At 67.9% G+C, this 20288-nt stretch carries 15 protein-coding genes; 11 read left to right on the top strand and 4 right to left on the bottom strand.

Features of this window, described 5'->3' with window-relative positions; translation table 11 throughout:
* Window positions 1-57: 57 nt before the first annotated feature.
* Complete coding sequence (locus AB0L82_RS24605) at window positions 58-1257, bottom strand: hypothetical protein (protein ID WP_364640711.1); 1200 nt, start codon at window positions 1255-1257, stop codon at window positions 58-60.
* Between the two features lie 206 nt (window positions 1258-1463).
* Between AB0L82_RS24605 and AB0L82_RS24600 the strand changes: the two genes are divergently transcribed.
* Window positions 1464-2846 (top strand): FHA domain-containing protein, encoded by a 1383-nt coding sequence (locus AB0L82_RS24600; RefSeq protein ID WP_364640708.1) that lies wholly within the window; start codon window positions 1464-1466, stop codon window positions 2844-2846.
* A gap of 5 nt (window positions 2847-2851) precedes the next feature.
* Here the strand turns inward: AB0L82_RS24600 and AB0L82_RS24595 are convergent, their stop codons facing one another.
* Window positions 2852-4297, bottom strand: a complete 1446-nt coding sequence (locus AB0L82_RS24595; protein WP_364641766.1) for a metallopeptidase — start codon at window positions 4295-4297, stop codon at window positions 2852-2854.
* Window positions 4298-4548: 251 nt separating this feature from the next.
* Between AB0L82_RS24595 and AB0L82_RS24590 the strand changes: the two genes are divergently transcribed.
* The 5 genes from AB0L82_RS24590 to glmM all read left to right on the top strand — a co-directional run bounded on the left by AB0L82_RS24590 (window position 4549) and on the right by glmM (window position 12242).
* Window positions 4549-7275, top strand: a complete 2727-nt coding sequence (locus AB0L82_RS24590; RefSeq protein ID WP_364640704.1) for an FHA domain-containing protein — start codon at window positions 4549-4551, stop codon at window positions 7273-7275.
* Between the two features lie 84 nt (window positions 7276-7359).
* Window positions 7360-9567 (top strand): hypothetical protein, encoded by a 2208-nt coding sequence (locus tag AB0L82_RS24585; protein WP_364640701.1) that lies wholly within the window; start codon window positions 7360-7362, stop codon window positions 9565-9567.
* Between the two features lie 201 nt (window positions 9568-9768).
* Window positions 9769-10212 carry a 50S ribosomal protein L13 gene (gene rplM, locus AB0L82_RS24580; RefSeq protein WP_364640699.1) on the top strand — a complete coding sequence of 148 codons (444 nt, stop codon included), beginning with the start codon at window positions 9769-9771 and terminating at the stop codon, window positions 10210-10212.
* On the top strand, window positions 10209-10721 hold the full coding sequence (gene rpsI, locus AB0L82_RS24575; RefSeq protein WP_364640696.1) for a 30S ribosomal protein S9: 513 nt from the start codon (window positions 10209-10211) through the stop codon (window positions 10719-10721). Before rplM ends, rpsI begins: the two co-directional genes overlap by 4 nt.
* A gap of 159 nt (window positions 10722-10880) precedes the next feature.
* Window positions 10881-12242: a phosphoglucosamine mutase gene (gene glmM / locus AB0L82_RS24570; RefSeq protein WP_364640693.1), complete on the top strand. Its 1362-nt coding sequence runs from the start codon at window positions 10881-10883 to the stop codon at window positions 12240-12242.
* 83 nt (window positions 12243-12325) lie between these two features.
* Here glmM and AB0L82_RS24565 read toward each other — a convergent pair whose 3' ends face one another.
* Complete coding sequence (locus AB0L82_RS24565) at window positions 12326-13966, bottom strand: ABC-F family ATP-binding cassette domain-containing protein (RefSeq protein WP_364640690.1); 1641 nt, start codon at window positions 13964-13966, stop codon at window positions 12326-12328.
* A gap of 116 nt (window positions 13967-14082) precedes the next feature.
* Here AB0L82_RS24565 and AB0L82_RS24560 point away from each other — a divergent pair, with 116 nt between their 5' ends.
* The 4 genes from AB0L82_RS24560 to AB0L82_RS24545 all read left to right on the top strand — a co-directional run bounded on the left by AB0L82_RS24560 (window position 14083) and on the right by AB0L82_RS24545 (window position 17128).
* The gene (locus tag AB0L82_RS24560; RefSeq protein WP_364640687.1) at window positions 14083-14277 is read left to right on the top strand and encodes a PspC domain-containing protein; all 195 of its coding nucleotides are present in this window, start codon (window positions 14083-14085) and stop codon (window positions 14275-14277) included.
* 122 nt (window positions 14278-14399) lie between these two features.
* Complete coding sequence (locus AB0L82_RS24555) at window positions 14400-14708, top strand: DUF6802 family protein (protein WP_364640684.1); 309 nt, start codon at window positions 14400-14402, stop codon at window positions 14706-14708.
* A gap of 30 nt (window positions 14709-14738) precedes the next feature.
* Window positions 14739-15053 (top strand): hypothetical protein, encoded by a 315-nt coding sequence (locus AB0L82_RS24550; protein ID WP_364640681.1) that lies wholly within the window; start codon window positions 14739-14741, stop codon window positions 15051-15053.
* On the top strand, window positions 15050-17128 hold the full coding sequence (locus AB0L82_RS24545; protein ID WP_364640679.1) for a hypothetical protein: 2079 nt from the start codon (window positions 15050-15052) through the stop codon (window positions 17126-17128). Before AB0L82_RS24550 ends, AB0L82_RS24545 begins: the two co-directional genes overlap by 4 nt.
* A 294-nt stretch (window positions 17129-17422) precedes the next feature.
* Here the strand turns inward: AB0L82_RS24545 and AB0L82_RS24540 are convergent, their stop codons facing one another.
* A complete protein-coding gene (locus AB0L82_RS24540; protein ID WP_364640676.1) occupies window positions 17423-18286 on the bottom strand; it encodes a dienelactone hydrolase family protein in 864 nt (287 codons plus the stop codon).
* A gap of 101 nt (window positions 18287-18387) precedes the next feature.
* Between AB0L82_RS24540 and glmS the strand changes: the two genes are divergently transcribed.
* On the top strand, window positions 18388-20256 hold the full coding sequence (gene glmS / locus AB0L82_RS24535; RefSeq protein WP_364640673.1) for a glutamine--fructose-6-phosphate transaminase (isomerizing): 1869 nt from the start codon (window positions 18388-18390) through the stop codon (window positions 20254-20256).
* Window positions 20257-20288: the final 32 nt, after the last annotated feature.

The raw sequence follows: 20288 nt of genomic DNA, 5'->3' as shown, positions 1-20288 counted from the left end.
CCCCGATCTGACTGCGGCTACTGCACGCCGGAGCTTACTTGCGGGAGGCGCATCGGGTCACAGACTGTTGGCCAGCAATGCGTACTGCGCGGCGATCTTCTGCCGCACATCGGGTTCGTCATCGCTGCTCACGACGCCGATATACCGCTTGTAGACGACATAGCAGCGGTTCTTGAACTCGGAATCGGTATCGCCCTTACTGTTCAATTGCACGCATTTGGCGCCGGGCACGTCATTGGGGGCGGCGACGCTGTCGTAATGGTCGGTCTCATCGGCGAGCAGGGCGGGCATGAGCGCCTGCGCGCCCGCGTCGTCCCGGGCGCGGATCAGCCATGCCTCGCCGACCGTGGCGAGCGCGTCCGCGCCGCTGTCGGTCACGGCCTGCTGGATCTTGGTCTCGTTATTGGCGTTGTGCACGATCTTGGTGCCGCCGTAGACGGCGAACTGCTTCGGATCGGGGACGTGCCCGTTGCGATCCTTGATCACCGCGCGCGCCAGCAGATCGTTCGGATCCACCTTCAGCGAAGTCAGATTGGCCTCGGGGGTGGGGGTGAAGTGGTCCAGCACCGGGACCTGCGCGTCGAAGGTCTTGCGCACCCAGGACAGCAGATCCTGCTGATCGGCGGTCGGGCGCTCGATGAACAGCGAGACGACGTACTGCTTATAGGGCAGGAACGCGCCGATGGTCGCGATGCCCGGCCGCCAGTGGATGAACGCGTCCGGGTACTGGCTGAGCGCGAGCTTCTTGTTCAGATCCGGGGCCACGCCGAAATCGGCGTCCTCCAGTTCGCGCGCCGCGGTTTTGGCGGTCTTGTCGTCCGAGAAGCGCATCACCATATTGGTGACCGAGGTGCCGCCCTTCTGGGTGGGCCCGCCGGGCTGATCCGCGCCGCTGGCGGCGAAGGCGGTGATCAGGTGATTGCGGTCCAGCACCGGCTGGGAGGTCGCGGCCAGCCCGACCTTGGTGGCGTCGGCGGTATCGGTGGTGGCGCGCCCGCCGCCGCCGTACACCAGCGACGGGTCGATCTTGACGGTGGGCACCACGGCTTCGGACATCCGGAAGCCTTCCAGCAGTGGGCCGTTGGAGCCCGCGTCCTGCGCATAGGTGTGCCGGTCGACCGGATAACCGCCCACCTCGAGCTTGCGGACATCGATCTCGCCGGGGGTCGCGGTACCGCTGACGCTGCACGCGGTCAGCAATAGGGCGGTGAGTGAAACGCATGCGGCGAAGAGCGCTCTGCGTGAATTCCGAACCATGAGGGTCCTCGTTCCTCCCGTACGGTGCATTCAAAATAACGGACCGCGCCCGCCGCCGGGCGCGGTCGAAGATCACCGGACCCGGCGCGATGCCGTCCTACCGTCATCGCGCGACGGTGGCTCGGACGCAACGCGGAGCGGCAACGTAACCTGGTCGGTGTGCTGAACATCCCGCGCCGCGCGAACACCGGGGGCCGGTTCCATTGATGGATCGGCAGGTCGAGGTTGTCGCGGGCGCGCATATGGTGCTGCGGGCGGCGGGGGCGGTCATCCTGGTCGCACACCGGGAACGGGGAGCACTCACGGCGGATTCACGCGCCGCCATCGCCGGACGGGCGCTGGCCGACCTGGTCCTCGAAGCCACCGAACAGGCCCCCGACGGACCGGGCCGCCTGGTCGCGCGGCAGGCCACCCGCTGGCTCATGAAGGAAGCCGAGCGCATCTCACCCGGGGTTCCCGTGGAATTCGGCATCCTCTCGGCCGCCGAAACCGGCGGGGTCGCGCTCTTCCTGCACGGTTCGGTGACCGCGGTGCTGGCCGGACCGGCCGTCGAGTACTACCGCGGCAGCGATGCCGCGTTCACCGTGGATCGGGTCGCCGCGCATCCGGCCCGCGCGGCCGCGCTGTTCGCCGAGGACGCCACGCGACAGGTGCCCGAACTGCCCGAGCGCGGAATCGGTTCCCTGGTAACGGGAATCGCGCAGGCCGCGGGCGCGATCGTCTGGTTCGAGGGCGAGCCGGCGCGGACCTGGCAGCCCCGCGTCCACACGGAGTTCGACACCCGGGCCGAGCCGATCCCGGTCGAGTTGGAGTCGACGCAGGTCGATCTGCCCGCGCCGACCGCGGCCTTCGATCCGGAGCCGGATCGGATTCCGCTGGACCCCAACCTGACTCCGACCCGCACCTCGAATCGGATTCCGGTCGATCTGGATCGGGACTTCGAATCATCGTCCGGTACCGCCGGTTACGACGACACCGATGAATCCGAGGCCGCCACGGCCGGTTACGACCCGCATCGCGCGCCGACCGAGATGGGCGGCACCAATCCCGCGCCCAAACCCGATCCGGGATTGCAGCGGCGGTTGGAGGCGACCGCCAAGGCGACCACGCTCACCGTCAAGGTGCTCGGATTCAAGTGCGCGCGTGCGCATCCCAGCGATCCGCGCTCGGCGTTCTGTTCGGTGTGCGGGATGCCGGTGGATCAGACGCAGCCGGTGGCCGAGGTGATCCGGCCGCCGCTGGGGATGCTGGTGCTCGATGACGGTATGACGTACATGCTGGCCACCGACGCGGTCGCCGGGCGTGATCCGGAACAGTCCGAGGCGGCGCGAGCCGGATTGGCGCCCTTGAAGATCGACGATTCCTCCGGCGGCATGTCCCGCGCGCACGCCGAGATCCGGCTGGTGAACTGGGATGTCACCGTGGTCGACCGGGGTTCCACCAATGGCACCCGGGTGCGGCCGCCCGGCTATCGGGATTGGATTCGGCTGCAACCGAATCAGCCGATGCTGCTGATGCCGGGCGCGGAGGTCATGCTCGGCAATCGGGTGCTGCGCCTGGAGCCGATCGCCCCGCCGCCCTTCGGCTGAACGGTCTAGGAATACCTGGAGGTGCAGGTGTTCTGGTTGCCGAGCACGCCCGCGCGGAAGGCGTCCACGCGGGAGAATCCGCTCGGCACCGTGCGGCCGTCGGTATCACTGGCCGCGAGGCCGTCGGTGAGCAGGCCCGAGACCGCCTCGTCCAGATCGCCGGGGGAGAGGCTGATATTGCCATTGGCCTTGGATCTGTTGGGGTCGGCCAGTTTTCCGGTGATCACGCCCGACAGGCAGGCCGCCCGCAAACCGGTTTTCGCGCCCTTGAGCGCCTGTCCGGCGCTCTGCTGCACGGCCAGCGCGTATCGCGAGATGTACACCACGTAGGCGGTGAAATCGCCGGTCACCTTGACCGGCAACGCATCCTGTCCGTCATCGTCGGCGACGCCGCGATCGTGCAGTGCGGGCAGATCGGTGCCGATGGTGTTGCTGGACGGGCAGTAGGTGACCGGTTCGGTGTCCTTACCGTTGCTGCAGTTCAGTTTCGCGCCGTCGAAGGTGTATTTGGGTTCCTTCTTGATCGGCATGATGTCGGCCATGGCCTTGGACAGTTCGTCGAGATTGGTTCTGTCCACATCGGATTGGCCATTGGTGGTGTCATTGCCGAAGGACTGCGGCAGATTGCCGCGCCGCCGGTCGATCTCCTTGGTGTCGATGCCCTTGCAGCCCTTGCCGCCGTCGGTGAAACCGATCTGCACCGCGGTGACGCGTTCGAACGCCGATCCGTGCACGCTGCCCGGATCGCTGGGATTGTCATCGCGAATGGCTACGGTGGCGGCCAGCACGGCGTTCAAACCGTCGGAGGTGTTGATGGTGAAATGCTTCGACTTGCCTTCGGCCACATTGCGAATGAACGCGCCCGCGAAGCAGTCCGCCTGCTGTTCCTTGACCAGGGTCGCGGTCTTGCGGCTGACGATATTGGCCATGGTCTGAATGGCGTGCCCGTACTCGTGGGCCAGCACCATCACCACGGCCATCTTGCCGAAGGTCTCCTGCACGGTGGGCAGCAGCACGCTGCGATCCCAGCCGATGGAGCCGTCCAGGCTGCAGAAGGCGGCGTTGACCAGTCGGTAGGTGGATTCCTCGCAGAACTGCATGGCCTGCGCGCGTGGGGCTTTGGCGCTCCAGGACAGGAATTTGTCGACGGGTTTGAAGGCGCCGTCGAAATCGCGCGGATACTCGGCCTGCCAATAGGTCTGGATATCCTCGAGGGCGTTGAGCACGAGTTTGTCGATCGGTCCGCCATCGGAGTTCGCGGCGGTGAGCGTGCTGTCCGGAACGCCCGCGCGCGGGCCGTTGGGGCCACTGGTGGTGGGTAGTCCGGCGACCTTGAAGGGATCGTCGTAGATCGATACCGCGCGCCCGCGCACATCCCGGGTACAGCCGCTGAGCAGTACCGCGATCAGGGTGAGAACGGTGCAGGCCACCGTCAGCCGGCGTGCGCGTATCCCCACGTCTTCTCCCTCACCCGCCGACATTCCACCTCGGGACCGGGTGTGCCGACGTCGTTCCCGGTCCGAGCCCACGCATATTATCCGCCGAATCCGCTGTTCGTTGTCCGGGTTGGCTGCGGCTGGGAAGGGTTGCAACGGGGCTGTAATGCCGGATTCGCGGTGTCTGCCGGAACCTTTACAGACCGATCGGTATCCGTCTGCTTACTCCTGCGGCTCTGAGCGGGGCAGACGGTAGTATCCGGGCCATGTCTTCACCGGGGGCGCAGCAGATCACCGTGCGTCATGAAGGAACCGATCGGGTTTTCGACGCGAGCCAGCAGATCACCATGGGGCGGGCGCCGGAGGTCACGCTGTTCGTGGACAGCCCACTGGTCTCCCGGGTGCACGCCACTCTGGCCTGGCGCGGCAACGGGTGGGTGCTGGCCGACAATGGCAGCACCAATGGGGTTTTCGTCGATGCGCGGCGGATCGGCCAGCCGATTCCGATCGACCGGCCCATGCAGGTCCGGCTCGGCGACGCCATCACCGGGCCACTGCTGCACCTGATCCCACGGGTGGGAATGCAGCAGCCGCCGTCCGGCCAGCAACCCCAGCAGCAACCACCCTCGGGACAGCAGCCGCAGCAGCGCTGGACGCCGCCGCAGAATTACGCTCCGCCGCAGCAGAATCGGCCGCCGACACCGGCGCAGCAGCAGCCGCAACAGCGGCCGCCCGCACAGGGGCAGCAGCCGATCAACTATGTGCGGCCGCCGCGGTCGGGTCAGGCCGCGCACGGCCACGCGCAGCCCGCACACGGTCAGCCGCCGAAATCCGGACAGCCGCCGCGTTCATCGCTGCCGCCGTCACAGGGGATGCCGTCGCAGGGCTTGCCATCGCAGGGAATACCCGCGCACGCGCCGCAGTCCGCCGCACAACCGTCGCTGCCGATGCATCCGGACGCACCGGACAACATCAATATGACCGCCAAGGCCAGCGTCGCCGCCGCCCCGCCGGTGCGTGCCCGCGCCTCCACCGGTCCGGCCGCGCGCGCGGACCGAATCCCGCAGGGCGGCTTGCACATCGGCCGCACCAGCGATAACCAGATCGTCGTCAACGATCCGCTGGCCTCGCGCCGGCACGCCCGCCTGCTGTCCGATCGCGGCAATCTGGCCATCGAGGATCTGGGCTCGGCCAACGGCACCTTCGTCAACGGCCGCCGGGAACAGCGCGCGGTGCTGCGCGATCGCGACATCATCACCATCGGCAATGTCGACTTCGAGGTGCAGCAGGGCACGCTGGTGCGCCGCGAGCGCCCGGCTGCCGAACAAGGTCTGCACGTGCACGGCGTCGGCTTCACCGTCGAGGGCAACAAGCAACTGCTCGTCGATGTGAACATGGCCGCCGGGCGCGGCACCCTCACCGCACTCATCGGCCCGTCCGGCGCGGGCAAGTCCACGCTGTCCAAACTCATCGCGGGAACGACCCAGCCGTCCGCGGGCGTGGTCACCTTCGAAGGGCGCGGGCTGCACGCGGAGTACGAAGCGCTGCGCTCCCGCATCGGCATGGTGCCGCAGGACGATGTGCTGCACCGGCAGCTCACCGTCAAGCAGGCGCTGAGTTTCGCCGCGCAATTGCGCCTGCCACCCGATACCAGCAAGGCCGACCGCAAACGCGTCATCGACGGTGTGCTGGCCGAACTCTCGCTCACCCAGCACGCGGACACCCGCGTGGATCGGCTCTCGGGTGGTCAGCGCAAGCGCGCCTCGGTGGCCATGGAACTGCTCACCGGTCCGTCACTGCTGATCCTGGACGAGCCCACCTCGGGCCTGGATCCGGCGCTGGACCGGCAGGTCATGACCATGCTGCGCGAGCTCGCCGACGCCGGGCGCACCGTCATCGTGGTCACGCATTCGGTTGCCTGCCTTGATATGTGCGATCAGGTGCTGCTGCTCGCGCCGGGCGGTAAGACCGCCTTCGCCGGACATCCCGGCAGTGTGCGCGACTTCCTGGGCACCAGCGACTGGGCGGAGATTTTCACCCGCGTCGCCGCCGATCCGGACCGCGCCTTCGCGAATTTCCGCTCCCGCCAGGCATTCGCGCCACCGCCACCGGCGGTGCAATCGGTCGAGAAGGCCAAGCCGCCGAAATCCAGTGCGTTCAAACAGTTCTCGACACTGTCGCGCAGACAGCTGCGACTGATCTTCGCCGATCGCGGATATCTGGCCTTCCTGCTGATACTCCCGTTCGTGCTGGGCGGACTGTCACTGGTGGTGCCGGGTAAGAACGGTTTCCAAAAGGGCGGCTTCACCCAGATGCCGGACGGCTCCTACGTCATGACCGGCGGCAGTGAGGCACAGCAGTTGCTGGTGGTGCTGATCCTCGGCGCCTGCTTCATGGGCTCCACGCTCACCGTGCGTGATCTGGTGGGTGAACGCGCCATCTACCACCGCGAGCGTGCCGTCGGATTGCGTTCCGGCGCATACCTGATGTCGAAGGTGGTGGTGTTCAGCCTGGCCGCGCTGTTGCAGGCGGGCGTCATGATGGGCATCGTGCTGGCGGGCAAGAAACGACCCGGACCGGGCGCGGTGCTGTCCGCGGGCAGTGCCGAACTGTACATCGACATCGCTTTGACCGCGGTCACCTGCGTGGTGGTCGGACTGCTGCTGTCCACGCTGGCCAAATCCAATGAGCAGGTGATGCCGCTGCTCGTGGTCATCATCATGTGCCAGCTGGTGATGGCGGGCGGCATGATCCCGGTCACCGGCCGCGTTGTGCTGGAACAGGTTTCGTGGCTGTTCCCGGCCCGCTGGGGTTACGCCTCCGGCGCGTCGACGGTGAACATCCGGGAATTGTTCCCCAGCGCGCAGGCCGATGCGCTGTGGAAGCACGAGGCGGGCATCTGGTTCCTCGACAACGGGATGCTGCTGGTCCTGACCGTGGTGCTGGCGCTGCTCACCTGGTCGCGACTGCGGCTGAAGAAGTCCGCCTCATGAGCATGGCCTTCGTTACCGGCCGAAAGGGCATCCAGTGAGTAGGGAGTCGCGCGCTTCTTCCGGCGAGCAGGCACACTGATGGCTGTGACAGCTCGAGTTGGGGCAGTACATCTCGGCTGGGACGTGGTGTCGGTGGCCGCCGGTGGCGGTGGCGCGCCGATCCGTCCCGTCCAGGTCGAAGGAACCTATACGCCGCCCGCGTACCTGCTGGCGGACGCGTCCGGCCGGTTGCACACCGCGGGTGTGGACCGGCGGCCGGACGTCGGCATCGCCATCAGCGATGTGCGCGACATCCTCGGCCATCCGCAGATCGTGGTGGCGGGCGCGACCTGGCCCGCCGATCTCGTCTTCCGGGCGCGCATGCACAATCCGCTGGCCTCGGTGACCGAACATCTGGGCGGGCCGCCCGATGTGCTGGCCGTGCCGTTCCCGGACGAATGGCCCGATCCCAAGGTGGACGAGTTCATCCGGCTCGTCGAACAGCTCGGCGTGGTCGCCGAGGCGCTGCCCGAATCGGTGGCGATGTCCGGCTATATCCGGGCGCTCGGACTGGTGCGCCCGCCCGGTCGCGGGGCCGCGGTCGGGGCGACCGGGGTCTACTCGGACGGGCGCGACTGCCTGGTGGTCGCCGTGCACGGTGATGACGAGGAACCCACCGAATCGGTGAGCGTGCCCATCACCGCCGACGCGCTGCACTCCGCGCGCGCCGCCGACAATGTGGTGATCGAGGTGATGGCCGCGGCGCGCGGTATCAACGCCGACACCTCCACCGTGCTGCTCGCCGGGAACGTGTGCTTCAACGACGCCCTGCGACTGGCCTTCCAGAACCATCTCGGGCACCGCTTCCAGGTCGCCGAACATCCGATGCACGCGCTCGTGCTCGGGGCGACGCATCTGCTCGTCAACGACAGCGAGCTGAGCGCCGAGGCGATGGCCGCGCGGCCGGAAACCCAGGTGCCACAGCCGGGTCCGGCTCCCGTGGCACCCCGGCCCGCCGCCCCGGCCGATACCGCCTCCGGCGCGGGTGAGGTCAGGCCGGTCGAACAGGGACCGCGAAATATCCCGCAGCCCGCCGATTCCGGTGCGCCGCGCGCCGAATCCCAGCGGCCCGCAGCACCTTCCACCGGTCCGCAGCCGCAATCGGTTGCGCCGCCGCAGGGCCCGCCGCCGAGCGGGCAGCAGACGGGACCGGCCCCGCAGCCCGGACAGGCACCGCAGCAGCCCGGACCGGCTCCGCAGCCTGCCGCCGCGCAGGCCGGTGGCGACGCCGCCGCGATGGGTGAAACCCGCCGCATCACAGCGGAAGACGTGGCGCAGATTCCGACCGCCTCGCGCGGTGGACTGCCGCCCGGACTGGCCGGGGTGGGTGGCCGATTCACCCGGCCGCCGGGGACTCCGGCCGATGACCAGATGACCGCCATCGTGGGCCGCACGCCGCCGCCCGGTCAGGAGCAGTGGCCTCCCGCTTCCGGTGGACAGTCGAATACCGGTGCGGGACAACCGCATCCCGGTGCGCAGCAACAGCCTCCGGCGGGTGGGCAGCAGTCCCCGCCCGGTGGGCAGCCGAATACCGGTGCGGGACAGTCGAATGCGCCCGTGGTGCAGTACGGCCCCGGCTACGGCCCGCAGGGCGGGCAGCAGGGGCAGCCGGGTTACGGCCAGCAGGCCCCGCCGCAGCAGGGACAGGGTGCGCCGCAGCCGGGTTACGGCCAGCCCGGACAGGGCGGATACGGCCAGCAGGGCGGCGGTTACGGGCCGGGCGGTTACGGCGGCCCGGGTGCGAACTTCGCTGGTCCTTCCGGAAACGCTCCTGGTCAGGCCGGTGCGATGTACGGTGGGTCGATGCCGCAGAGTGGGTCGCGTCAGTCGAATCCGCAGATGTCGGAAGGCAGTGCCGGTCAGTCTGATTCGGGCTCCGGTGGCGAGGGGGAAGGCAAGCGCAAGAACAAGCTGTGGAACAAGATGAAGGGCAAACGCTTCGGTGCGCCCATCATCATCGGGGTGGCCGCGCTCAGCGCCATGGGCGTGCACTCCGACAGTGAACCCGTGGACCTGGCCGCGCTGGCGGGCGATCTCACGGCCGTGCACAGCATCCGCGACGTGCTCGACACCCATCTCATCGATGAGCTGTGCGCGATCACGCCCTCCGTCTCCACTGTGCCGCACTCGGGCATCTCCAGAATCGACGAGCCGCAGCACCTGAACTGCCAGACCCTGGGGATAGACACCCTGCGCTACACCATCCCCGGCCCGGTCCGCGGCGTCGACCCGGGCCCGCCGGTCCAGATCTGAGCATCGGCCGCCGCGATGTGCGCTCGACCGCACATCGCCCGGTTTCGGGTGGGCGGTAGCGCACTGGTATCGTTCTCCGTTGGCGTTCGGTACAGCCCGGGTTCTCCCTGGCCGTCCCACGAGTCCCGGGTCTCCACCAGCCGCCGGGGTCGCTCGACCGCATGCCTGGCTGGCACCACATACGACAGACAGGGAACGACTGTGCCTACGTACAGCCCGAAGGCGGGTGACGTGACCCGCAAGTGGTACGTCATCGACGCCACTGACGTAGTGCTCGGCCGTCTCTCCGTCGCAGCGGCCAACCTGCTGCGCGGTAAGACCAAGCCGACCTACGCGCCGAACGTCGATGGTGGCGACTTCGTCATCATCATCAACGCTGACAAGGTTGCCATCTCCGGCAACAAGCGTGAGAACAAGTTCATCCACACCCACTCCGGGCACCCGGGCGGTCTCAAGTCCCGCTCCGTCGGCCAGATCCTGGACACCCGCCCCGACCGTCTGGTCGAGCGCGCCGTCAAGGGCATGATCCCGAAGAACAAGCTGGGTAACAGCATCGGCGGCAAGCTGAAGGTCTACGCAGGCCCGAACCACCCGCATGCCGCTCAGCAGCCCATCCCCTTCGAGATCAAGCAGGTTGCCCAGTGACCGCTCCTGAGGAATTCAACGACGACTACGTCGTCGAGGACACCACCGTCGAGGTCGTCGAGGAGGGTGACGGCTACGAGGCCGAGTACACCGCCGAGGAGACCTTCGCGCCGGTTCTCATCGATCGCCCGATCCAGACCGTCGGCCGTCGTAAGGAAGCCGTCGTTCGCGTGCGCATGGTGCCGGGTACCGGCAACTTCGTGCTGAACGGCCGCACCATCGAGAACTACTTCCCGAACAAGGTGCACCAGCAGCTGGTCAAGTCGCCGCTGGTGACCGTCGAGCGCGTCGAGTCCTTCGACATCTTCGCTCGCCTGGTCGGTGGCGGTCCCTCGGGTCAGGCCGGCGCGCTGCGCCTGGCCATCGCCCGTGCGCTGATCGAGGTCACCCCGGACGACCGTCCCGCCCTCAAGCGTGCCGGCTTCCTGACTCGTGACCCGCGTGCCACCGAGCGTAAGAAGTACGGCCTCAAGAAGGCCCGTAAGGCGCCTCAGTACTCGAAGCGCTGATTTTTCGTCGCACGGCTCTACCGTGCCCGCCCCTTTTCGTGGACGGGCACGGTACGGTCTACGCGGCAACCTGTACGAGAGCAGGCTCCCCGCAACGGTTTTCGACCGTCGCACCGGGCGCCTGCTCTCGTGCTGTATCGACCTATCAGGGGTGAGGTTATGGGACGTTTGTTCGGCACCGACGGAGTCCGCGGGCTCGCCAACGACTCGTTGAGTCCCGAGTTGGCGCTTGCCGTGTCGAGTGCGGCCGCGCAGGTGCTCAGCCGGGGCAAGAAGCGTGCGCTGGCGGTTGTCGGCCGTGATCCGCGCGCCAGCGGCGAAATGCTGGAAGCCGCCGTCACCGCCGGCCTGACTTCCGCGGGCGTGGACGTGCTCTCGGTCGGCGTGCTGCCGACGCCCGCCGTCGCCTACCTGACCGGCGTCTTCGACGCCTGCCTGGGCGTGATGATCTCCGCCTCGCACAACCCCATGCCGGATAACGGCATCAAGATCTTCGCGGCGGGCGGGCACAAGCTCGACGACGCCATCGAGGACCGCATCGAAGCCCTCATCGCCGAAGGCGGCTTCCACCGCCCGACCGGCGGGGCCATCGGGCGCGTGCTCGGCAAGCAGCCGTTCGGCGCGCACGATCAGTACAGCCTCGAAGGCACCCACGAACGCTATGTGGAACACCTGGTGGAAGCCACCGGGCGCGACCTGAGCGGACTCACCGTGGTGGTCGACTGCGCACACGGCGCGGCCTCTGAGGTCGGCCCCGCGGCGCTGCGCGAGGCGGGTGCGACGGTTATCGCCATCAACGCCGATCCCGATGGCTTGAATATCAATGACGGTTGCGGCTCAACGCATCTGGAGCAGATTCAGCGCGCGGTGCGCGAGCACGGCGGCGATCTGGGATTGGCGCTGGACGGCGATGCCGATCGCTGCCTGGCGGTGGACGCACAGGGCAATGTGGTCGACGGCGACGCCATCATGGCCATTATCGCGCTGGCCATGCGGGACTCCGGTGAGCTGGCCGAGAACACGCTCGTCGCGACCGTCATGAGCAATCTCGGGCTGCATATCGCCATGCGCGATGCGGGAATCGCCATGCGCACCACCGCCGTCGGCGATCGCTACGTGCTGGAGGAGCTGCGCCGCAGCGGGCTCAATCTCGGCGGCGAGCAGTCCGGACATGTGGTGCTGCCGCAGTTCGGCACCACCGGCGACGGTGTGCTGACGGGTCTGAAGCTCATGGCGCGGATGGCCGAAACCGGCCGCACCCTGGCCGATCTCGCGTCCATCGTGCGGACGGTGCCGCAGGTGCTGGTGAATGTGCACGTCTCGGACAAGGCCGCCGTCGCCTCCGCCCCGGAGGTGCTGGAGGCGGTCGCCGAGGGTGAGCGGCTGCTGGGTGACACCGGTCGAATCCTGTTGCGCCCCAGCGGTACCGAACAGCTGGTGCGGGTCATGGTGGAGGCCACCGATCCGACCCAGGCGCAGCGGCTCGCGGACGATCTCGCCAAGCTCGTCGCGGCTGTCTGAACGCCGTCCCGATCGAATACGTAAGCGCCCCTCGATCATTCGATCGAGGGGCGCTGTGCTGTCGCTGTTCGGCCGCGCTGTCGCTATTCCTCGGTGAGCTTGCCCGCGTCGAGGTGCCAGCGGCGGGTGGCTCGGACATTGTCGAGCATGCGGCGGTCGTGGGTCACCAGTAGCACTGTGCCGGTGAAGGATTCGACGGCCTGCTCGAGCTGTTCGATGGCGGGCAGGTCCAGGTGGTTGGTGGGCTCGTCCAGGACCAGGAGGTTGACGCCCCGAGCCTGCAACAGCGCCAGCGCGGCGCGGGTGCGCTCGCCGGGGGAGAGGGTGTCGTTGGGGCGCAGCACATGTGGGCCGCGCAGGCCGAATTTGGCCAGCAGGGTGCGGACTTCGGCTTCGGGCCAGTCCGGGATCTCGGCGCTGAAGGTGTCCGCGAGGGTGTCGGTGCCGCGGAACAGGCCGCGGGCCTGATCCACCTCGCCGATGGCGACGCCGGAGCCCAGGTGCGCGGATCCGGTGTCCGGCTGGGTCTTTCCGAGCAGCAGGGACAGCAGGGTGGACTTGCCCGCGCCATTGGCTCCGGTGAGGACGATGCGGTCGCCGTAGTCGACCTGCAGGGTGATCGGGCCGAGGGTGAAATCGCCGCGGGTGACGGTGGCGTGCGACAGCGTCGCCACCACCGTACCGCTGCGCGGGGCGGCGGCGATGATCATGCGCAGTTCCCATTCCTTGCGCGGCTCCTCCACCGCGTCCAGGCGTTCGATGCGCTTGATCGTCTGCTTGACCTTCGACGCCTGCTTCTCCGTCGATTCGGCGCGGGTTTTGCGGCCCATCTTGTCGGAGTCGTTCTTGCCCTTGCGGCGGGCATTGCGGACGCCGTGTTCCATCCAATTGCGTTGCATGACAGCGCGTGCCTCGAGTCCGGCTTTGGTATCGGCGAACTCGTCGTACGCCTCGCGGGCGTGCCTGCGGGCGATATCGCGTTCCTCCAGATAGGACTCGTAGCCGCCGTCGTAGACGCCAACCTGCTGCTGCGCCAGATCCAGTTCCACGATGCGATTCACGGTGCGGGCCAGGAACTCTCGGTCATGGCTGATCACCATGAGCGGCTCACGGACGCCGGTGACGAACTGCTCCAGGCGGTCCAGGCCGCTCAGGTCGAGATCGTTGGTCGGCTCGTCGAGCAGCAGAATGTCGAAGCGGGACAACAGGACCGAGGCCAGACCGGCGCGGGCGGCCTGACCGCCGGACAGCACCGTCATGGGGGTGTCCAGGCCGTGCGGGAGGCTCTCGCTCAGGCCGAGATCGGCGGCGATCTCATCGGCGCGCTGTTCCAGATCCGCGCCGCCCAGGGCCAGCCAGCGTTCCAGGGCGGGGGAGAACTCGTCCTCACCGCCGTCGGCCAGGCGTTCGGCGGCCTCGTCCATGGTGCGCTGGGCTTCGCCGACGCCGGTGCGGCGGCGCAGGAATTCCAGCACCGTCTCACCTTCGACGCGTTCGGGTTCCTGGGCCAGATAGCCGACGGTGGCGTCGGGCGGGCTGAGGGTGATCTCGCCCTCGGGGGCGCGCCCGTCGGCCAGCATGCGCAGCAGGGTGGACTTTCCGGCGCCGTTCACCCCGACCAGGCCGATCACATCGCCGGGGGCCAGCACGAGATCGAGGTCTTCGAAGAGGGTGCGTTCGCCGTGTCCGGCAGCGAGTCCGCGCGCATGCAGAGTGGTGCTCACCTGCGCAATTGTGCCCTGTTCGGGGTAGCACCCTGACTCCGGGCCCGTCGAAGTTCAGGGTCGGAATGGGTCATGGGACCGATGCCGGGCCGGGCCGGGACAAGGAAAGTGGAGATATGACTACTCAGACCACCAAGCGCCTTACCCGTTCCAGCCAGGACAAGTGGATCGCCGGAGTCTGCGGCGGGCTCGCCGAATACTTCGGTATCAGCGCCGGACTCGTTCGGTTCCTGTTCGTGCTGTCCTGCCTGCTGCCCGGACCGCAGTTCGTGCTGTACCTGATTCTGTGGGTGGTGATTCCGAAGCGCTGACGCGTGTTTCGCGCGTGGGCGAGTTGTGCACAGCTGAGAGTTATCCACAATCGGTATGAAGCTGCTGCGTGGGTGTTGCGCGGATGACAGGATGGTAACCACGTCATCGCGGAGGAGCGCATATGGTCACATCGGGTGATCTGCCGGGGCTTGACCTGCCGAATTTCGACTCGCACACCGAGCTCGGTGCGCTCGGCGCCGTCGAACTACAACATCCCACGCAGGATATCGACGGCGACGGCCTACTCGACACCGTGACCACCACCAGCGATCACGCCATGCATGTGTGGACTGATCTGGATCACGACGGTTACGCCGACCATGTCACCGTCGTGGACAGCGGGGGTGACTACTCCGCCTGGGAGTTCCACCATCACCCGGACGGCAGTAGCGAATGGGTCCGCACAGACGAAGGCCGCCTGGGCAAATAACCGAACCGGGGGTTCGACGAGGGGGGATCGATGCCTGGATTCAACGCGCTCGGAGTAGATCTCGACGCCCTGCGCGCCACCGTCAGCGCATTGCGCGGCAGCGCCGAAACGCTGGGGCGGCAATCCCGGCGCATTACCGAACACCCCCTCGGCCCCGACCATGCGGGCCGTGACTACGCGGCGCAGGGCGCGGCCATCCACGCGGGCCTCGAGCGCATTGCCGCCTGCCTGGCGCACTGGAGCACCGCCACGCTCGCCATCGCCGATGTATTCGACCATGCCGCAACCGAATACGACCGCATGGATCGCGAGCGCGCCGCCCAACTCACGGCGGTGCACCCGTGAGCTTCGACGCCACCGGCAAATCGGCAGACCAAATCCTCGACTACGGTGCGCCGGGCCTGGAGTACTGGGAACAGTTCCTGCCCAGATACGCCAAAGCCTTCGACGCCCACCGCGACACCTCGCTCCCGGCCCTGCAAGCCGCCTACGACGAACAGCGCGGCGCGAACCTGCCCCAACTCGACACCGCCGTCACCGAATTGGCGAAGGCGCTGGCCGAGGCCGAATCCCAATGGTCGGCGCAGTGGACAGCCGCCCAATCGCTCCCCACCCTGTGGACCGGCCCCGCCGGTGCCGAGGCGCAAACCACCCTCATCGCCCACTTGCGCCGAGCCAGAACAGATCTCGACGCCGCAAATACGGCCGCGGCTGCTCTCGCCGACCTCAGCGAACCTCTCCGCCAAGCGGTCCTCACCAAGGCCGAGTCCACCCTCGCCCTCCTCGATCAATCACCGAGCGGCACAGGAAAACTCGCGATAGACGGCAAATCCCCCGAAGACATCGACACCCTGATAGCCGATAATGCCACCTACTGGCTCACCACTACCTTCAAGCCCGATATCGAGCACAAACTCGACACCTTCAGGGCCGCGTGCCAATCCACCGCCGCCACCTTCGAATCCCACTACGCCACCGCCATAAGCGCCCTCACCCAAGTCATCGACCTCCCCTACCCACATCCCACCGCCCTCACCCCGCCCGCCCTGTCTCCGGAACCCGTTCCCTCCCAACCGCATCAGTCGGTCCCGCCTCCCGTCGCAGCGGGCTCCGTACCTCCCACGACGGTGGGCACCGCCCCCACCGCCGTCGCAGGGATGGCACCCGAGACAGTGGGCACCGCACCTTCCGCGACGGTGGGCACCGCACCTTCCCCCACCGCCGCCCAGCCGGTCCCAGCCCAATCGCAGTCACAACTCCACCCGGAGACGTCGCTGAACGCGAGCCCGCAGCAGCCTCCGGACGGTGCGACCCGACCCCAATCCGCTCCTATCCCCGAAGGTGCGGGGCAGCCCCAACCGGTTCCCAATAACGCTGCACCCGAGAGCATCCCACCCGCCCGGTCGGTCCCCACCTCGCCGGGTAGCACGACCCCCACCCGCTCCAATCCCGCCACCGCGAGCGAACCCACCAACTCTCCCGACCGCACCGGCCAAGGCAACCACCCGGATTCATCAGCCAGCCCCCTCGCGGCCCTGACCGACCTCATCAAATCCCTGATCTCCGGCCTGGACCTCAGCACCCTGACCGATCTCCTCCACCCTTCGACCACCCCCGGCGACCCGTCCACCCCGGACTCGAACAATCCGGACCAGAACAGTCAGGACAATTCGGCGGGTGGTCAGCCGAACCACCCGGCTGCCGATCCAGCCGCCCCGCCGAAACACGCAACACCCCAACCCGATACGGACCCGGACTGCGGAACGGCCGAAAACGCCGCGCCGCCGGACAAATCACACCCCGCCCCGAACAATCCGGCACCCGCCCCGAACCCCGACGGTCAATGCCCTCCCCAGACCCTGGCCTGCCCGACGTCACCGGACACCAAAACCCAAGCACCGCACGAAGGATGCCAGCCAGCCACACCCGGCCCGGATGTCCGGACCCCCATCGGCACCTGCCGGGCCCCGTACTCGGACAGTCCCGAAGCTCCGCACACCGCGTGCCCGCCACCCCGTCCGGAGTGCCTTGACCAGCCGAACATCGATGGCGCAGATTCGCGGCCCGGATGCCCGCCCCGGAGCGATGACGCGACTTCGCCACAGCCCCAGCCGGACTGCGATGACTCACTCCCGCAGCGCGAGTGCACGCCCCTCAACGACGACTCGCCGGAAACGGGCAGCGCCCCTCCCGGCAAGATCCCACCCGCAACCGGCGATGCGGCCCCACCTCCACCGGGCGGTGTCGCCACACCGCCGATCGATCCCCAGTCTCCCGGCAGCAGCAGCTCTCCCGCCCCTACTCCGGATAACCCTGCGCCGGACAGCAACCCACCCCTCGACGACCACGGCGACACCGCCGTCGAAATCCCCGACTCCGGCCTGGAGATACCGGAGATTCCCCCAGACGTAGCCGACTAGTGCCGCGTCGAAGGTTCATGCGCCAACCGGACCCCGTCATCCCGGCGCGTTTCTGGCCGGGATCCACACTTACCAGTGCATGTGCTGCCATCGGTGGATCCGGCCACAAGTCCGCCGGGATGACGACGAGCGTTCCCGCGCAGCAGTTTCGGACGTGCCACACAGGCCGCTACTCAGCCGCGATGGCTCAACCGGACGTTTTGCCGCATTGGCTCACGGTCGGTCGTATCCGGGAGTTTGTGTCCCCGAATGAGACTCGGTGCGGGCTCTGTGCGTCGTGCGGGTCTTCCGAAGCTACTTGCGCAGGGCCTGGACCAGTTGGAGGATGGGGAGTTTTTGCGGCTCGGCGGGTTCTTCCTCGACGGCTTCGGGGTCGACGATCTGGGTGTGGGGGATGAGGGCTTCGGGGTCGGCGAAGGGTTTGTATTTCTTGTCGCCGAGGAGGGTGTAGTTCAGGAAGCCGACCAGGAGGGCTCGGGTGAGGCGTTCGGTTTTGGGTTCATGCTTGCCCGCACCGAGGGCGGCCAGGGCGCGGCGGCCTTCGACCATGCCGTTGTGGGTGGCGCGGTCCAGGGAGCGCAGGGTGGCGGGGCCGCCCCAGGCCAGGCCGAGCGGGATTGCGTTGGAGCTGACCGAGTCGATGTCCTCGCCGCCCGCCAGGATCAGTGCGGGAGCATCGATTCCGGGGGCGAGGGACTCGCCCGACGGAGCGGTGGGGGAGGGGTAGAGGGCCGCCACCGCGGACACCTCGCGCTGGGAGGCGGCGATGATGGCTGCGCCCGCGCCCATACCGTGCCCGGCGAGGGCGAGCTTGTCCGGATGCACGCTGATATCGCCCGAACCCAGCCGCACACCCGTGCAGATGTCCAGGGTGGTTACCAGATCCGTGGCCAGGTTCAGGTGCGAGGGAATCGGGCCGCGCTCGGTATCCGGGGCGGCCGCGACGTAACCCCACGACGCCAGATGTTCCAGCAGTCGCCGATAGTTCGCCGCCCCGGCCAGCCAGCCGTGCCCGAATGCCACCGCGGGTAGGTTGAGCCCCTTCTCGGGCGTGTAGACCACGCCCGGTTGCCCGGCTATGCCGAGGTTGCCGCGCAGCACCGCATGCGGGCCGCGGGCGGTCAAGGTGCTCAGAAGCGATTTCACAGACGCCGACACGAGAGTGAACTTATCCGATCGTCGCGGGCTTGGGGCGTTTCGCCCGGTCCCGCGCGCATCCGGATTCGCACACGGCCCCGGCCTCGGTAGGCTGAGCCCCCATGTGCGGAATCGTGGGGTACGTCGGGTACAGGGATGCCCTCGGCGTGGTGGTTGACGCGTTGCGCCGCATGGAATATCGCGGCTACGACTCCGCCGGAGTCGCCATTCTCGACGGCCTGGGCGGGCTCGCCGTCGAACGCAAGGCCGGTCGCCTGGCCAATCTCGAGGCGGAACTCGCCGAAACCGGAATCGACGGATTCGGCGGCACCACCGGTATGGGCCACACCCGCTGGGCCACACACGGCGCGCCGACCGATCGCAACGCGCACCCGCATCGGGACGCGAGTGCGCGGGTCGCGGTGGTGCACAACGGCATCATCGAGAACTTCGCGCCGCTGCGCCGCGAACTCGAGGACGCCGGAATCGAACTCGGCAGCGATACCGACACCGAGGTCGCCGTGCACCTGGTGGCGCGCGCGTACGCGAACGGTGACACCGCCGGGGACTTCGTGGCCTCCGCGCTCGCGGTGGTGCGCCGACTCGAGGGCGCGTTCACGCTGCTCTTCACACACGCCGACCATCCCGGCACGATCGTGGCCGCCCGCCGCTCCACCCCGCTGGTGGTCGGGGTCGGTCAGGGCGAGATGTTCCTGGCCTCGGATGTGACCGCGTTCATCGAACACACCCGGGAAGCCGTTGAGCTCGGCCAGGATCAGGCCGTCGTCATCACCGCCGACTCGTACACCGTCACCGATTTCAACGGCTCGACCGAAGGCGTGCGCACCCGCCCCTTCACCATCGACTGGGATCTGGCCGCCGCCGAGAAGGGCGGCCACGACTACTTCATGCTCAAGGAAATCGAGGAACAGCCCGCGGGTGTCGCGGACACCCTCATCGGGCATTTCCTCGACGGCCGCATCGTGCTCGACGAACAGCGCCTCGCCGATCAGGAACTGCGCGAATTCGACAAAGTATTCGTAGTCGCCTGCGGCAGTTCGTATCACGCGGGCCTGCTCGCCAAATACGCCATCGAACACTGGACCCGGCTGCCCGTCGAGGTCGAGCTGGCCAGCGAATTCCGCTACCGCGACCCGGTTCTGGACCGCTCCACCCTGGTGGTGGCCATCTCCCAATCCGGGGAGACCGCCGACACGCTCGAAGCGGTCCGGCATGCCAAGGATCAGAAGGCGCGAGTCCTGGCCATCTGCAACACCAATGGCGCGCAGATCCCCCGCGAATCCGACGCCGTGCTCTACACCCGCACCGGACCGGAGATCGGCGTCGCCTCCACCAAGGCGTTCCTGGCGCAGATCACCGCCAACTACCTGGTCGGCCTGGCACTCGCACAGGCTCGCGGCACCAAGTACCCGGATGAGGTGGCGCGCGAATTCGCCGAACTCGAGGCCATGCCGAAACTCGTGGCGCGCGTACTGGAATCGGGTGATCGGATCCGTGCCCTGGCCCGTGAACTCGCGCATGTGGAGACCGTGCTGTTCCTGGGTCGCCACGTCGGCTACCCGGTCGCCCTGGAGGGCGCGCTGAAGCTCAAGGAACTGGCGTACATCCACGCCGAGGGCTTCGCGGCGGGTGAACTCAAGCACGGGCCCATCGCGTTGATCGAAGAGGGTCTGCCCGTCTTCGTGGTCATGCCGTCCCCGAAGAGCCGCGCGGTGCTGCACTCCAAGCTGTTGAGCAATATCCGCGAGATCCAGGCCCGCGGCGCGCGCACCATCGTGATCGCCGAGGAAGGCGACGACACCGTGCGTCCCTTCGCCGACCACCTCATCGAAATCCCGGCCGCTCCAACCCTTTTCCAGCCTTTGCTGGCGACGGTGCCGCTCCAGATCTTCGCCGCCGAGGTGGCGCAGGCGCGTGGCTACGACGTGGACAAGCCCCGCAACCTCGCCAAGTCCGTCACCGTCGAATAGCTCGAGTCCAGGGGTTTCAGGGGCATAAGCCC

The organism is Nocardia sp. NPDC052001, assembly GCF_040680615.1.
Classification (GTDB): domain Bacteria; phylum Actinomycetota; class Actinomycetes; order Mycobacteriales; family Mycobacteriaceae; genus Nocardia.
This window is presented reverse-complemented; position numbering and strand designations above follow the sequence as displayed.